This window comes from Lentzea sp. HUAS TT2, from assembly GCF_051853195.1.
Taxonomy (GTDB): domain Bacteria; phylum Actinomycetota; class Actinomycetes; order Mycobacteriales; family Pseudonocardiaceae; genus Lentzea.
Genome location: NZ_CP196667.1, coordinates 2,605,238 through 2,618,666, shown reverse-complemented (window position 1 = coordinate 2,618,666; position 13,429 = coordinate 2,605,238). Strand labels below are relative to the sequence as shown.

12 protein-coding genes and 1 pseudogene are annotated in these 13,429 nt (G+C 68.7%); 9 read left to right on the top strand and 4 right to left on the bottom strand.

What is annotated here, in order from left to right:
* Positions 1 to 6: 6 nt before the first annotated feature.
* Positions 7 to 351 (top strand): NTP pyrophosphohydrolase, encoded by a 345-nt coding sequence (locus ACSHWB_RS13070; protein WP_439662298.1) that lies wholly within the window; start codon positions 7 to 9, stop codon positions 349 to 351.
* On the opposite strand, the gene ACSHWB_RS13065 is transcribed toward ACSHWB_RS13070, so the two are convergent.
* On the bottom strand, positions 348 to 1,121 hold the full coding sequence (locus tag ACSHWB_RS13065) for a Cof-type HAD-IIB family hydrolase (RefSeq protein ID WP_439662297.1): 774 nt from the start codon (positions 1,119 to 1,121) through the stop codon (positions 348 to 350). The two genes, ACSHWB_RS13070 and ACSHWB_RS13065, sit on opposite strands and share 4 nt — an antisense overlap.
* A 48-nt stretch (positions 1,122 to 1,169) precedes the next feature.
* Complete coding sequence (locus ACSHWB_RS13060; RefSeq protein ID WP_439662296.1) at positions 1,170 to 3,479, bottom strand: RCC1-like domain-containing protein; 2,310 nt, start codon at positions 3,477 to 3,479, stop codon at positions 1,170 to 1,172.
* A 94-nt stretch (positions 3,480 to 3,573) separates the two neighbouring features.
* Here ACSHWB_RS13060 and ACSHWB_RS13055 point away from each other — a divergent pair, with 94 nt between their 5' ends.
* Complete coding sequence (locus ACSHWB_RS13055; protein ID WP_439662295.1) at positions 3,574 to 4,242, top strand: dienelactone hydrolase family protein; 669 nt, start codon at positions 3,574 to 3,576, stop codon at positions 4,240 to 4,242.
* Here ACSHWB_RS13055 and ACSHWB_RS13050 read toward each other — a convergent pair.
* Positions 4,239 to 5,291, bottom strand: a complete 1,053-nt coding sequence (locus ACSHWB_RS13050) for an NAD(P)-binding domain-containing protein (RefSeq protein WP_439662294.1) — start codon at positions 5,289 to 5,291, stop codon at positions 4,239 to 4,241. The genes ACSHWB_RS13055 and ACSHWB_RS13050 overlap by 4 nt on opposite strands.
* Positions 5,292 to 5,369: 78 nt before the next feature.
* On the opposite strand from ACSHWB_RS13050, the gene ACSHWB_RS13045 reads away from it, so the two are divergent.
* The 6 genes from ACSHWB_RS13045 (at position 5,370) to ACSHWB_RS13020 (ending at position 11,792) form a co-directional block, all read left to right on the top strand.
* Complete coding sequence (locus ACSHWB_RS13045; protein ID WP_439662293.1) at positions 5,370 to 6,263, top strand: pentapeptide repeat-containing protein; 894 nt, start codon at positions 5,370 to 5,372, stop codon at positions 6,261 to 6,263.
* A gap of 31 nt (positions 6,264 to 6,294) precedes the next feature.
* Entirely contained in the window at positions 6,295 to 6,696 is a 402-nt protein-coding gene (locus ACSHWB_RS13040) for a DUF4259 domain-containing protein (protein WP_439662292.1), read from the top strand.
* Positions 6,696 to 8,555, top strand: coding sequence for an NHL domain-containing thioredoxin family protein (locus ACSHWB_RS13035; RefSeq protein WP_439662291.1), 1,860 nt, complete (start codon positions 6,696 to 6,698; stop codon positions 8,553 to 8,555). Before ACSHWB_RS13040 ends, ACSHWB_RS13035 begins: the two co-directional genes overlap by 1 nt.
* A 36-nt stretch (positions 8,556 to 8,591) precedes the next feature.
* The gene (locus tag ACSHWB_RS13030; protein ID WP_084401587.1) at positions 8,592 to 8,885 is read left to right on the top strand and encodes a GroES family chaperonin; all 294 of its coding nucleotides are present in this window, start codon (positions 8,592 to 8,594) and stop codon (positions 8,883 to 8,885) included.
* A gap of 282 nt (positions 8,886 to 9,167) precedes the next feature.
* Positions 9,168 to 10,952, top strand: coding sequence for a VanW family protein (locus ACSHWB_RS13025; RefSeq protein ID WP_439664585.1), 1,785 nt, complete (start codon positions 9,168 to 9,170; stop codon positions 10,950 to 10,952).
* A gap of 48 nt (positions 10,953 to 11,000) precedes the next feature.
* On the top strand, positions 11,001 to 11,792 hold the full coding sequence (locus tag ACSHWB_RS13020; protein WP_439662290.1) for a DUF1206 domain-containing protein: 792 nt from the start codon (positions 11,001 to 11,003) through the stop codon (positions 11,790 to 11,792).
* Here the strand turns inward: ACSHWB_RS13020 and ACSHWB_RS13015 are convergent.
* On the bottom strand, positions 11,782 to 12,228 hold the full coding sequence (locus ACSHWB_RS13015; RefSeq protein WP_439662289.1) for a hypothetical protein: 447 nt from the start codon (positions 12,226 to 12,228) through the stop codon (positions 11,782 to 11,784). The genes ACSHWB_RS13020 and ACSHWB_RS13015 overlap by 11 nt on opposite strands.
* A 173-nt stretch (positions 12,229 to 12,401) precedes the next feature.
* On the opposite strand from ACSHWB_RS13015, the pseudogene ACSHWB_RS13010 reads away from it, so the two are divergent.
* A pseudogene (locus ACSHWB_RS13010) lies at positions 12,402 to 13,427 on the top strand (Cmx/CmrA family chloramphenicol efflux MFS transporter); the annotation flags it as partial.
* Between the last annotated feature and the right edge of the window lie 2 nt (positions 13,428 to 13,429).

The following is a 13,429-nucleotide window of genomic DNA, read 5'->3' as shown; positions in this document are numbered from 1 at the left end:
GGAGGCGTGAAGCCGTTGCTCGTGGTCGACGCAGCCAACGTCGTGGGATCGGTCCCCGACGGGTGGTGGCGCGACAGGGCGGGCGCGGCCGAACGCCTCCGCGACGCGTTGCGCGGCCGGGACGAGGAGGTCGTCCTGGTCGTGGAAGGCAAGGCGCGCAACGTTTCCTCCGTCGACGACGTCCGGGTGGTCTCCGCTCCCGGCGAGGGTGACGACACGATCGTCGAGGTCGTCCGAACCGAAGGCGCCGGACGCGTCGTGACGGTGGTGACCGCCGACCGCGCGTTGCGGCAGCGGGTGATCGCGCTGGGTGCCGAGGTGGCAGGACCCACCTCGGTGCCGCGCCGCTAGAGCCTGAAGAGGCCTTCGAGGATCTGCGCGACGCCGTCCTCGGTGTTCGGTGGCGCGTGGTTGGTGCAGGCCTGCTTCACGAGCGGGTGCGCGTTGCCCATCGCGTACGCCGTGCCCGCCCAGCCGAGCACCGACAGGTCGTTGGGCATGTCGCCGAACGCGACGACCTCGTGCTTGCCGATTCCCCTTGTGTTGCACAGGGATTCGAGCGTGGCGGCCTTCGAGACGCCGGGCGGGCTGATCTCCAGCAGGCCGAGCCCGCCCGAGTGCGTGACCGACACGTGCTGCCCGACGGCCTCGCTGGCGATCTCCATCATGTGGTCGGCCTCGGCGTCCGGCGCCCACGCGAGCATCTGCACGACCTGCTGCGCCTCCGCGAGGACGTGGTCGAGCAACTCCAGTGTCCTGTGTGGATTCTTCGGGCCGAAGCCCTGGAAACCGGGCTCCGACAACACCTCGAACCCGGTCTCGACCGCGATGCCGACGTTCGGGATCACCTCGGCCAGCGCCTCCGACACCTTCCGCACGACGTCGAGCGGTACCGTCTGCGCGTGCGTGACCTCGCGGTTCGTCAGGTCGTAGATCATCGCGCCGTTGGAGCAGATCGCTGTGCCGGTCAGCTGCAGGTCCTGCACGAACCGCGGCGGCCGCGCGGTGACGACCACGACGTCCGCCCCGACCGCGTGCAGCGTGGCGCGGGTGCGATCGCTCAGCACGCCGCCCGGTTGCAGGAGCGTGCCGTCGAGATCGGTCGCGATCAACCTGAACATCGGCCGATTATCGGGCAGTGACCTCGACGGCACGAGAGCTTTTCGCTGTTAGTCCGGCACCACCGCGAACATCCCGAACCGGCCGGCCGCGATGTCCTTCACTCCGCTGATCGAGGTCTTCACGGGAGTGGTCGCCCGGCAGACAGGTCCCGACGGCGAGTCGCACGAGGTGCCGTTGCCCAGGTTGCCCGAATCATCGTTGAAGCCCCACGCCCACACCGAACCGTCGGACTTGAGGGCGAACGTGGTCCCGTCACCGCCGCTGTCGATCGAGACGGGACCGGTCAGTCCCTTGACCTCGACCGGAACGCTGGCGTCGCAGGTTTCGGGAGTGGTGCACGGCACTCCGGTGCCGAGCTGGCCGTAGCGGTTGTCGCCCCACGCCCACACCTTGCCGTCGGAGGTGCTGGCGTACCCGACCTCCCTGCCGCCCCCGATCGTGACGACACCGGTCAGCCCGACCACCTGTGCCGGGCTCAGGACCACGTTGGTCGGGTTCGCACCGGTGCCGGTCTCACCGGAGAAGTTGCTTCCCCACCCCCACGCCGTGCCGTCGGAACGCAAGGCGTAGGCGGCGTTCGTTTCTCCGGCCGCGATCGCGGTGATTCTGGTGTCTCCTGGCAGGGGCACCGCTACCTGCAGCGGCATACCCGGCATGCAGGCATGGCCTTCCGGGCAGGTGGCACCGCCCGTGACGCCGGTCCACGGTTCGCTCCACGCCCACACGGTGCCGTCGGCCTTCAGCGCCAACGCGCCCTGGTGAGTGGCGGCGATGGCCGTCACGTCGGTGAGGCCCCACACGGCCACCGGAACGTTCGAGCCTTCCTCGTCGACGTTGATGCCGAGCTGGTGGTACCGGTTCGAGCCCCACGCCCACACGGTGCCGTCGGACCTCAGCGCGTAGCCGGCCCAGGTGCCCATGGCCACCGCGGTCACGTCGGTCAGCCCGGAGACCCGCAGCGGCACGGTCGAACCGCCGCCCGTGCCTCCGGCGCCGAGCTGGCCGTCCTGGTTGTCGCCCCAGGTCCACACCGTGCCGTCGGACTTCAGCGCGACGGCGTTGTCCTGGTTCGAATCCACCGAGGTGACGCCGGACAGCCACGAACGGCGTGCAGGCCTCGTGCCGTACCCGGCGGTCCCGCCCCAGCCGTACAGGCAGTCGGCGACGCACGGCGCCGGCGTGCCGAAGAAGCCCGCGACGTCGACGATCAGCTCCGTCGAGCCCAGGTTGTTGAACAGGTTGATCCGTGCGTCGCCCTGCAGCGCGACCACGGCGCCGTTCGCCGTGTCACGTCCCGGAGTGAGGTTCAGGCTCGTCGTGATCGGTCGCTCGACGTTGGGCGAGTGCGCGGTCACGAAGCTCACCGAGGTCGGTGCGGCGGCCGTCAGGTTCAGCACCGCGGCGGCCGCGGTGGGCGCGATCCTGGAGGCGAGGTCGACGACCCTGCTCTGGCCGGGGCCGACCGGGCCGCCCGGCGCCGTGCGGGTGTCGTAGGTCCGCACCGGGGACACCGGGAAGAACCTGTGGCCCCGGTCCGGCGAGTAGTAGCCGGTCACGTCCACGATCAGGTGGGTGCTGCCGAGGTTGTTGTACAGCGTCACCCGGCGGTCGGAGCCGAGCGCGACCGTCACGAGGTTGGGCGAGGTCTGGCCGGGGACCAGGTTGAGGCTCGACGCGTCCGGTCGGGTGCCGCCGGTCGGGTAGGCGGTCACGTAGGTGGTCGACGTCGGCTGGGTGCCGGTCAGGTTGAAGGTCACCGAGGTGGCCGAGGCAGGCACCAGGTTGCCCAGGTTCACCTCCACCGACGAGGCGGGGCCGACGGCACCGGTCGTGCGGGTGTCCATCACCCTGGTCGGGGTCGTCGGCGTGAACCGCGATGAAGTGGTTTCGCTCGTGTAGTACCCAGCGACGTCCGCGATCAGGTGGACCCTGCCGGCGTTGTTGAGCAGGTAGATCCTCTTGTTCGCCGGCACGGTGACGGTGACCTGGTTGGCCCTCGTCTCCCCTGCGACGAGGTTGAGGTTCGAGATGTCCGGCACGTTCTGGTTGGTCGGCGACACCCGGATGTGGGTGTTCGACGTGGGCTGGGTGCCGGTCAGGTTCAGCACCACCGCGGTCGCGGAGGCGGGCAGCGTCCCGGAGAGGTCCAGCAGCTGGTCGGCGCCCACGGGTTGGGCGACTCCGCCGTTGCCGGTGCCGTCCCTGGTGTCGAGCACCCGCCGAGGCGGCATCGGGACGAAGGTGGTGCCCTCGTCGGCGACGGCCTGGGCCACTGGATCGGCGTGTGCCTGTGTCGTTACGGGTTGAATCACGGCCAGCGCGAGCGCACCGGCGAGCATGACTGACAAACGTCTCACAAAAATCCCCCAGATCGATGACCAGCAGGCCAGAGCCTAAACGCGGCTTTGGCCGGAATCGACCCTTACCAGCAACTTCCGGCAAGATCGATCCATGACCCATCGCATTGACGACATGCCGTTGCCGATCTGGCTGCCGGAGTCCGGTTCCGGCCCCGGCATCGTGCTGATCCAGGAGATCTTCGGCCTGGACGGGTACCTGCGCGGCGTCGCCGAGAAGCTCGCCGCGCTCGGCTACGTCGTGGCCGTGCCCGAGCTGTTCCACCGCTTCCAGCCGGGCTGGGTGGGCGAGCACGACGAGGCGGGCATCGCGAAGTCGATGGAGGTCGTCGGCAACCTCGACTTCCCGCTCGCCGTGCAGGACGTCGTGAAGTCGGTGCAGTACCTGCGCGGCCTGCCCGAGGTCACCGGCGGCGTCGGCGTGCTCGGCTTCTGCCTCGGCGGCACCCTGGCCTACGCCGCGGCCGCCGCCTCCGACCCGGACACCGCCGTGTCGTTCTACGGCTCCGGTGTGCCGGACCAGATCGGCGCGCTGGACCAGGTCTCGTGCCCGATCCAGTTCGTCTTCGGCACCGAGGACGCGTTCATCACCGGCTACCGGAAGGTCGTCGACGCCGTGCCGTCGCACGAGGGCGCCGAGATCCACCTGGAGCCCGCCGGCCACGCGTTCCTCAACCACCTCGGCCCCTGGTACGACAAGGACGCCGCCGACCGCGCCTGGGACGTGTCAGTGAAGTTCCTCGCGCGCACCCTTCCTGTCTAGGAGATGCACGGCACCGCGAGCTGCTGCGAGAAGAACCTCTCCAGCGGCTTGCGGTGCAACCGGCGCTCGACGGCGATGAGCTCGTTGCGCCGGTAGTGCCTCACCTGCGTGCTCGTGACGACGAACCCGTGCCGTTCGGTCGTGGGCATCTCGTCGTAGAGCAACGCGTGCTGTCCTTGCGTCACAACGACATCCGCCAGCCCGTCCGGGATCTCGCTCGCCCGCGTCGCGATCGTCGCCGCCAGCGCGTCCGGCCGGTTGCGCAGTCGGCGGTGCGGCCACGGCACCCCGTGGTGCTCTGCCTCCAGCGACCGGTGCAACGCCCTGGCCGCGTGCCGGATCGCCTTGATCGAGTCGCCGGCGAGCACGTGCACCTCTGGCCCGTCCAGCGCGGTGTCCCTGCGGAAGCCGGTGCACACGATGACCCGGTCGTACCGCAGCTCGCCGGTGCCGTCGATCGTGGCGACGAACTCGTTGTCCTCCTTGACGATCCGCTGCACGGTCCGCCCGACGATGTGCGTGATCCTGGCCGTGGACGCGAGGTTGTCCGCCGTCTCGAACGCGCTGTGCCCGCGTCCGATGATCAGCACCCGCTTGCCCGCGTACTCGGTCGGGTCGGTGCTGGCGGTCGCGTACGTCTCGGCGTGCTCGACCCCGGGAACGCCGGGCAGGTGCGGTTTCTTGCCGGTGGCGACGATGACGTGCCGGGCGTTGTACTTGCCCACATCGCTGACCGGTGTGTTGTAGCGGATGTTCAACGGCCGCGCGAAGTCCTCCAGATAGCGCACCAGATCGTCCGCGTTGGGGAAGGACCTCTTGCTGTAGCGCGCGAACGGCACACCCTCGAACAGCGAGTTGTCGTCCGTCATGAGCACTCGATGTCGCGGGAACTTCCGGAAGAAACCCGCCGGCTCCGGTCCCGCCTCCACGATCAGGTAGTCGCGGCCTGCACGGTGTAGAAAGCGCCCCATCTGCAAGCCCGCCGGACCCGCACCGATCACCAGGTACTCCACCATCACGCACCTCCCGGCGTCCTCTACGCCGAACACGGCGAAAAGGTTCAGACGGGCGGTCTGCGTTCCATGATGAGGGCTACCGGCGGGTTCGCGTCAACTACCGTCCGCCTCGTGGATTCCGGCCTGCTGTGGTCAATCAAGCGGCACATCGGCCTGGTTGTGCTGATCGGGCTAGCCGTCTTTGCGGCGTCCGCCGCACTTCTGTGGTCCGCCTTGGGTTTCCCGGCGGCGGCGACGTCCAGGCTCGACATCATCAAGGTCGCCCTGACCGTCGTGGCGGGCGTCGGCGGTGTGGTGGCGTTGGTGGTCGCCTACCGCAAACAGCGCATCAGCGAGTCCGCCGAGACCCGCGAACGCGTGAAGCTGCTCAACGAACGCTTCGGCGCCGCCTGCAACCAGATCGGCAACGAGGCCCCGACCGTCCGCCTGGCGGGCATCTACGCCCTGGCCTCGCTGGCCGACGAATGGCCGGAGCAGCGCCAGGTGTGCATCGACGTGCTGTGCTCGTACCTGCGCATCCCGTACGAGCCGTCGCTGGAGTCGGAGTGGTACCTCGACGCCGAGTCCGAGGTGCGCCTGGCGATCACCAGCGTGATCTCCCGCCACCTGCGCGACGGCGCGCCGGTCAGCTGGCAGGGCTACGACTTCGACCTGGTCCGAGCGGTCCTGCGTTCAGCGGACTTCTCCGGCGTCCACGTCTCGTCCGGCAGGTTCTTCCTGAGCCTGGCGCGGTTTCCCGGCGGCTGGATCTCGTTCGACGGCATGGTGGTGTGCGGCGGCGAGGTGTGGTTCGGCGGCGCCTCGTTCGACGGCGCCCGCGTGACGTTCGACGGCGCCGAGTTCCGCAGCGGTGCCGTGCGGTTCGAGGGCGCGGAGTTCAACGGCGGCTCGGTGTCGTTCCGCGGCGCCAAGTTCACCGGCGGGCTGGTCGACCTGTCCGAGGCGGTCATCACCGTGGCGCCGGTGTTCGACGAAGGCGAGAAGCCCGGTCTGCGGCTGCCGTGAATTGTCGGTGCTCCCTGCCATGATCCCCGGCATGGGCACCTGGGACATCGGTCACTTCGACAACGACACCGCCGCGGACTTCTCCGGTTCGCTGGACGACGCGGCCGAGAGCGAGCGCGAGAACATCATCCGGACCACGCTGATCCGCGTCATCGAGACCGACGAGTACCTGGACAGCGACGAGGCGTGCAAGGTCCTGGCCTCGGCCGCGTTGATCGCCGCGCAGTGTCCCGGTGGGACTCCGATCACCACGGCCTACGCACCGGACAAGCCGCTACCGGTGTTCTCGGCGGACCTGCGGGGGCTCGCTGTGCGGGCGTTGGACCGGGTGGTGGCGGCGGACTCGGAGCTGCCGGAGCTGTGGGACGACACCGAGCACGGGCCGCAGTGGCGGCAGAGCGTCGCCGACCTGCGCTCCGTCCTTCTCACCTGATGGACACCGGAACACCACGACTGTCCACAGTGTTGGATACCGCCGTGACGACTGTGAAGCGCCGTGCCCGTGTCCGTGCCCCTGAGCTGGTAGGACGCGGCTGGCTGAACACCGGTGACACCACGGTCAGCCTCAAGGACCTGCGCGGCAAGATCGTGCTCCTCGACTTCTGGACGTTCTGCTGCATCAACTGCCTGCACGTCCTCGACGAGCTGCGTCCCCTCGAGAAGGAGTTCGAGGACGTCCTCGTCACGATCGGCGTGCACTCGCCGAAGTTCGTCCACGAGGCCGACCCGGACGCGCTGAAGGCCGCCGTCGAGCGGTACGGGGTGCACCACCCGGTCCTGGACGACCCGGAGCTCACGACGTGGCAGAACTACGCCGTGAAGGCGTGGCCGACGCTGAACCTCATCGACCCCGAGGGCTACGTGGTGCACGTCGCCGCTGGTGAGGGCCACGTCGAGGCGCTCAGGACGATCATCAAAGAGCTGATCGACGAGCACGACGAGAAGGGCACGCTGCACCGCGGCGAAGGGCTGTACCAGGCGCCGGAGCCGGAGAACACGACGCTGCGGTTCCCGGCCAAGGCCATCGTCACGCCGAGCGGCACGATCCTCGTCAGCGACTCCGCCCACCACAGCATCGTGGAGCTCGAGGCGGACGGCGAGACCGTCATCCGCCGCATCGGCACCGGCGAACGCGGCAGGCAGGACGGCCTCCAGCCCACCTTCTCGGAGCCCGCCGGCCTGACCCTCGTCCCCGGCACCAACAAGGTCGTCGTGGCCGACACGGTCAACCACCTCCTGCGCGGCCTCGACCTCGGCACCGGCGAGGTCACGACGCTCGCGGGCACCGGTGAGCAGTGGCGCGACGGTGAGACCGACGGCCCGGCCGACAAGATCGAGCTGACCAGCCCGTGGGACGTCGCGTGGTGGAACGGCGGTGTCGCGATCGCGATGGCCGGCAACCACACGCTGAGCTTCTTCGACCCCGCGGAGAACACCGTCAGGAGGCTGGCGGGCACCACCGTCGAGGGCATCAACGACGGACCTGCGGAAGGCGCTTTCTTCGCGCAGACGTCCGGGCTCGCTGCGGACGGCGATCGGTTGTGGATGGTCGACTCCGAGACGAGCGCGCTGCGCTACCTCGAAAACGGCGAGGTCCACACCGTTGTCGGCAAGGGGCTGTTCGCGTTCGGGCACAAGGACGGCGACGCGGACGAGGCGCTCCTGCAGCACCCGCTGGGCGTCACGGTCCTGAACGACCACTCGGTCGTCATCAGCGACACCTACAACAACGCGATCCGGCGCTTCGACCCAGAGACGAACACGCTGACCACCATCGCCACGGACATCGCCGAGCCGTCCGACGCGCTGCTGATCGACGGCGAGCTCGTCGTGGTCGCCAGTGCCGCGCACCGGCTGGAGAGGTTCACCTCGGCCGCCACGAAGATCGACGGCGTTGCCCACGAGGTCAAGAGGCCGTCCACGGACATCGCCTCCGGGGCGTTCGAGCTGGCGGTCGTCTTCACCCCGCCGAACGGGACAAAACTGGACGAAAGGTACGGCCCCTCAACGCGTTTGGAGATCACGAGCTCCCCGCCGGAGCTGATCCTGGAGGGCGCGGGCGTCACCACCGGACTGGTACGGGCGTTGCGGATCAACGATCAGGTCACGAACGGCGTTCTGCACGTAGTAGCGCAGGCGGCCAGTTGCAGTGACGATCCTGCCGACGAACACCCCGTCTGCCGCCTGACCAGGCAGGACTGGGGCGTGCCGGTTCGAGTTGTTGCCGATGCACCTACCAGGTTGCCGTTGCTCATGGGCGGCATGGACGAGGAAGGTCCGCAAGCCACGTAGACTCCCGGGGTGCCTGATGTCAAGCTAGAGATCCAGATGCTGTACGACCGCGTCATGGTCCGCATCTCGCCGGAGGACGGCGAGCGGCGTTCCAGCGGAGGCATCGTGATCCCCGCTACGGCCCAGATGGCGAAGCGGTTGGCGTGGGGTGATGTGTTCGGAGTCGGTACCAGCGTGCGCCACGTGAAGGTCGGCGACCGGGTGATGTTCAACCCGGAAGATCAGCTTGAGGTCGAGGTGCACGGCACCACGTATCTCGTGATGAGGGAACGCGATCTGCACGCGGTTGCGACGGAGCTGACCGAACACGGTACTGGTCTGTACCTATGAGCCGCCGGTTCGTGATCGACGCCTGATAGCTACACACACAAAGCCACCTCAGGAGACAGGGCAACGGGGAGAGCTGTGCCGTACGACGCTGACAAGACGAGAGCGATGCCTCCGGTGGGTCCCGGCGGCACGTCCTCGGAGCAGACGACCAAGATCGCTCCGGTCCAGGCGAACGCCCCGACCGAGGCGTGGCCGTCTGAGGAGCCGGACTCGAACGAGCCGACCGTCACCGCGGCAGTGCCCGGTGTCGGCTTCCCGGCCGGCGATGCCGCCACGGAGTACATGAGGCCGGTGGCGCCGCCGGAGCCGCAGCCGGAGGACTCGGGCGTCTACGGGCCCGTGATGATCGAGCCGGGCGAGGAAGAGGCCCAGCCCAAGAACACCAGGAAGAAGGCGTTGATCGTGGCCGCGGCCGTGGTCGGCGCCTTCGGTCTGCTCTACGGCCTCGACATCCTGGTCTCCAGCGGCAACGTGCCGCGCGGCGTGACGGTGGCGGGCGTCGACGTCGGCGGCCTCGGCCACGACGAGGCCGAGAAGAAGCTGAGGGACCAGATCGGTCCGCGCCTGGACAAGGCCGTCGCGCTCAAGGCCGGCGACGTCACCGCGGAGCTCGACCCGAAGGCCGCGGGCCTGGAGCTCGACTGGAACGCCACGATCGATCGTGCCGGCAGCCAGCCGCTCAGCCCGTTCACGCGCGTCACCTCGTTCTTCACCAGCCGTGAGGTCGGTGTCGCGACGAAGGCGGACGACGCGAAGGTCGCCGGCGCGCTCGAGGCCCTGCGCCCCAAGCTCGACCACGAGCCGATCGAGGGCACGATCAAGTTCGAGGGCCCGAAGCCGGTCGCGGTGGACCCGCACGACGGCCAGAAGCTCAAGGCGGAGGACGCGGTCGGCGCCGTCGTCGCGAACTGGGCGTCCGGCAGCCCCGTCGAGGTCCCGATGGACTTCACCCCGGTCAAGACGACCAAGGAGGGCGTCGAGAAGGCGCTCAACGACGTCGTGAAGACCGCGGTGTCCGGTCCGGTCGTCATCAAGGGCGAGGGCAAGGACGCGACGCTCGCGCCGGAGCAGATCGCGGCCACGCTGGCCTTCACCCCCGGTGAGGGTGGCGCGCTGAACGTCACGCCGAACAAGGACAAGCTCGCCGAGGTCACCACGCCCCAGCTCAAGGACACGGTCAAGCAGGGCAAGGACGCCGAGATCGTCTTCGAGGGCGGCAAGCCGACGGTCAAGCCGTCGGTGGACGGCCTCGACCTCGACTGGGACAAGAACCTCCAGCCGTACTTCGACACGCTGAAGAAGACGGACGCGCGCGAGGTCAAGTTCGAGTACAAGCACACGCCCGCGAAGGTCACGACCGAGCAGGCGAACAAGATGGGCATCAAGGAGGTCATCGGCGAGTTCCAGACCGGTGGCTTCGCCCCCGCCTCTGGCGTCAACATCCGGGTCGTGGCCGAGAAGGTCAACGGCGCGATCGTGAAGCCCAAGGAGACGTTCAGCCTCAACAAGTACACCGGCCCCCGCGGTACCGCGCAGGGCTACGTCGAGGCGGGCATCATCGAGAACGGCATCCCCGGCATGGCGGTCGGTGGCGGCATCTCGCAGTTCGCGACCACGCTCTACAACGCGTACTACTACGCGGGCATGAAGGACGCGGGCCACAAGGAGCACAGCTACTGGATCACGCGGTACCCGAAGGGCCGCGAGGCCACCGTGTTCATGGACGGCGCGGGCAACAGCCTGATCGACATCGCGTTCACGAACCCGGACGACACTGGCGTCGCCATCCAGACGATCTGGACGGGCTCCTCGATCAAGATCGTGTTGTGGGGCACCAAGAACTACGACGTCACCGGCTCCACCAGCGGCGACTTCAACCCCACCCAGCCGCAGGAGAAGAAGGTCAACAAGGCGGGGTGCTCGCCGAGCAACGGCGCCCCCGGCTTCTCGGTGACGGACACGCGGACGATCACGGACCGCCGCAGCGGCCAGACGCGCAACGAGTCGCGCACGGTCCGTTACGACCCGCAGTTCAAGATCGTCTGTGAGCCGCCGCCCGGCGGCTGAGCAAGAGTTTCAGGTTCACAGTGGCCACGCGGGGGTATTCACCCCTTCGTGGCCACTGTTGCGCAGCAAGCGCGAAGACACCCCGTCGTCCAGACCCTGGGCCGGGCGGGAATGGTGTTGTACGGGGTCGTCCACGTCCTGGTGGCGTGGCTGGCGATCCAGGTCGCGTTCGGTGACTCCGAACAGGCCGACTCGAAGGGCGCCGTGAGCGACATCGCGCAGGGCGGCGTCTGGCTGCTGTGGGCCCTCGGCATCGGACTCGTGTTCTTCGCCTTGTGGCAGCTGCTTCTCGCGTTCGTGGGCTACACGTACATCGGGAAGAAGCGGAAGCGGATCTCCAAGCGCATCGGGTCCGCGGCCCGCGCCATCACGGCGACCGGTATCGCGTTGGGTGCCTTCAAGTACGCGACGGGTTCCGGTGGAGGCGGCGACCAGAACCAGCAGCAGCAGGAACTGACGGCACAGGTGCTCGCCCTGCCGGCGGGCCAGTTCCTCGTCGGCGCCGTGGCGATCGGCATCCTCTCCATCGCCGGCGTGATCATCTACAAGGGCATCAAGAAGTCCTTCGAGAAGGACCTCGACATGAGCCGCGCACCGTCGTGGATCGAGCCGGTCGGCAGGATCGGCTGGATCGGCAAGGGCGCCGCGTACGGCGTGATCGGCGTCCTCGTCGGACTCGCCGCCATCAACGCGGACCCGCAGCAGTCCGGCGGCATGGACAAGGCGCTGAAGACGTTGGCAGCACAGCCTTACGGCATGTTCTTGCTGTCCGCCGTGGCGATCGGCATCGCCGCGTTCGGCGTCTACTGCTTCGCCGCCGCGCGAGCGCTCAAGGAGTGACGTCGGCGGCCGCGCGCCTGTGCCGATGCCGGGCCGCGGCTGCCTGCGCCTCCACCGTCATCGACGCCAGCACCTGTCCCGCCGCCACGTAGAAGACGTTGGGGCTGCTGGAGTCCGGCCCCCAGCCGGGACTTCCGCGCAGCAGGAGGAGATCACCCGGATCCGGGTTCATCGCCTCGAACCAGCAGTCCTGCTCGATCCCGGTCCGCTGCCACGCGATCACGGCCTTGGTGCCGCTCCCCGCTCGTTGGTACACCTGCGCGACGCTCGCCAGTTCAGCTCCCGGCGACGCGTCGCGCAGCTCGTTCATGTGCTGCTCGTACCCGGACCACAGGGCGTCCTGACGTGCCCGCCTGCTCTTCAGGCGGCGCAGGACGACCGTCGCGAGCGCCACGACGCCGGCGATCGCGCACACCATCAGCAGGTACAGGAACACCGGCCAATCTTTGATTCCGAACGAGCGAGTGTCAACTGACAACGAAATCAAGCTGCATCGTGTGAGGTGGTCGCGCTACGGTGCCGGGCATGTCGAGTCCTGAGGCATCCAGGGTCGGGTCTGCGGTCTAGCCGTCAGCCCCGGTAAACCCCTTCGCCTCTCGGAGCTCCTCCGTGCCTTTTTCGCTGTACCTGCTCGCCCTGGCCGTGTTCGCCATGGGCACCTCTGAGTTCATGCTCGCCGGGCTGCTGCCCGCCGTCGCCGCCGGTTTCGACGTCCCCGTGGGCACCGCCGGCCTGCTCACCTCCGCCTACGCGGCCGGCATGGTCGTCGGCGCACCGCTGATGGCCGCGCTGGCCCGCGCCTGGCCACCGAGGCTCAGCCTGTTCGGGTTCGTCGCGGTCTTCCTCGCGGCGCACGTGCTCGGTGCCGTCACCGGAAGCTTCGGTGTGTTGCTCGGAACCAGGGTGGTCGCCGCGCTCGCGAACGCCGGGTTCCTCGCCGTGGCGCTGACGACCGCCACGGCGTTGGTGCCGCCGCATCACCGCGGACGGGCGCTCGCCGTGCTGCTGTCCGGCACTACGGTGGCCACGATCGCCGGTGTGCCGGGAGGATCGCTGCTCGGCACCGCGCTCGGCTGGCGTGCCACGTTCCTCGCCGTCGCGATGCTCTGCGTGCCGGCCGCGATCGGTGTCCTCCAAGGGATTCCGTCTCGGCAGCAGCACACCACCGTCGCGTTGCGACCTGAGCTGGCGGAGTTGCGCAAGCCGAGGCTGATGCTGGTGATCGTGCTCGCGGTGCTGGTGAACGCGGTGACGTTCGGCCACTTCACGTTCCTGGCCACGGTCGTCACCGACGTAGCGGGGCTGGGCGAGTGGTGGGTGCCGGTCGTGCTGGTGCTGTTCGGCATCGGTTCGTTCGCCGGCGTCAACCTCGGCGGACGTCTGCCGGGCTCCGCGGCACGCCCGGTCGTCGCGATCGGCGGGGTGCTGGTGCTCGCCGGGTGGCTCAGCCTCGACGTGCTCGGCCGGGAGCCGATCGTGTTGCTGCCCTTGGTGTTCGTGCTCGGCGTGCTGTCGTTCGCGGTCGGCAGCACCTTGATCGCGAAGGTGCTGCAGCACGCGCCCGGAGCGCCGACGATGGCAGGTTCGTACGCGACCGCCGCGCTCAACATCGGTGCGGTGGCCGGTCCGCTTCTCTT

What these genes read in the sequence shown, in the direction of transcription:
- ACSHWB_RS13065 (WP_439662297.1), bottom strand. Translation starts at nt 1,121, where the DNA reads ATGTTCAGGTTGATCGCGACCGATCTCGACGGCACGCTCCTGCAACCG.
- ACSHWB_RS13055 (WP_439662295.1), top strand. Translation starts at nt 3,574, where the DNA reads ATGACCCATCGCATTGACGACATGCCGTTGCCGATCTGGCTGCCGGAG.
- ACSHWB_RS13040 (WP_439662292.1), top strand. Translation starts at nt 6,295, where the DNA reads ATGGGCACCTGGGACATCGGTCACTTCGACAACGACACCGCCGCGGAC.
- ACSHWB_RS13035 (WP_439662291.1), top strand. Translation starts at nt 6,696, where the DNA reads ATGGACACCGGAACACCACGACTGTCCACAGTGTTGGATACCGCCGTG.
- ACSHWB_RS13030 (WP_084401587.1), top strand. Translation starts at nt 8,592, where the DNA reads ATGCTGTACGACCGCGTCATGGTCCGCATCTCGCCGGAGGACGGCGAG.
- ACSHWB_RS13025 (WP_439664585.1), top strand. Translation starts at nt 9,168, where the DNA reads ATGAGGCCGGTGGCGCCGCCGGAGCCGCAGCCGGAGGACTCGGGCGTC.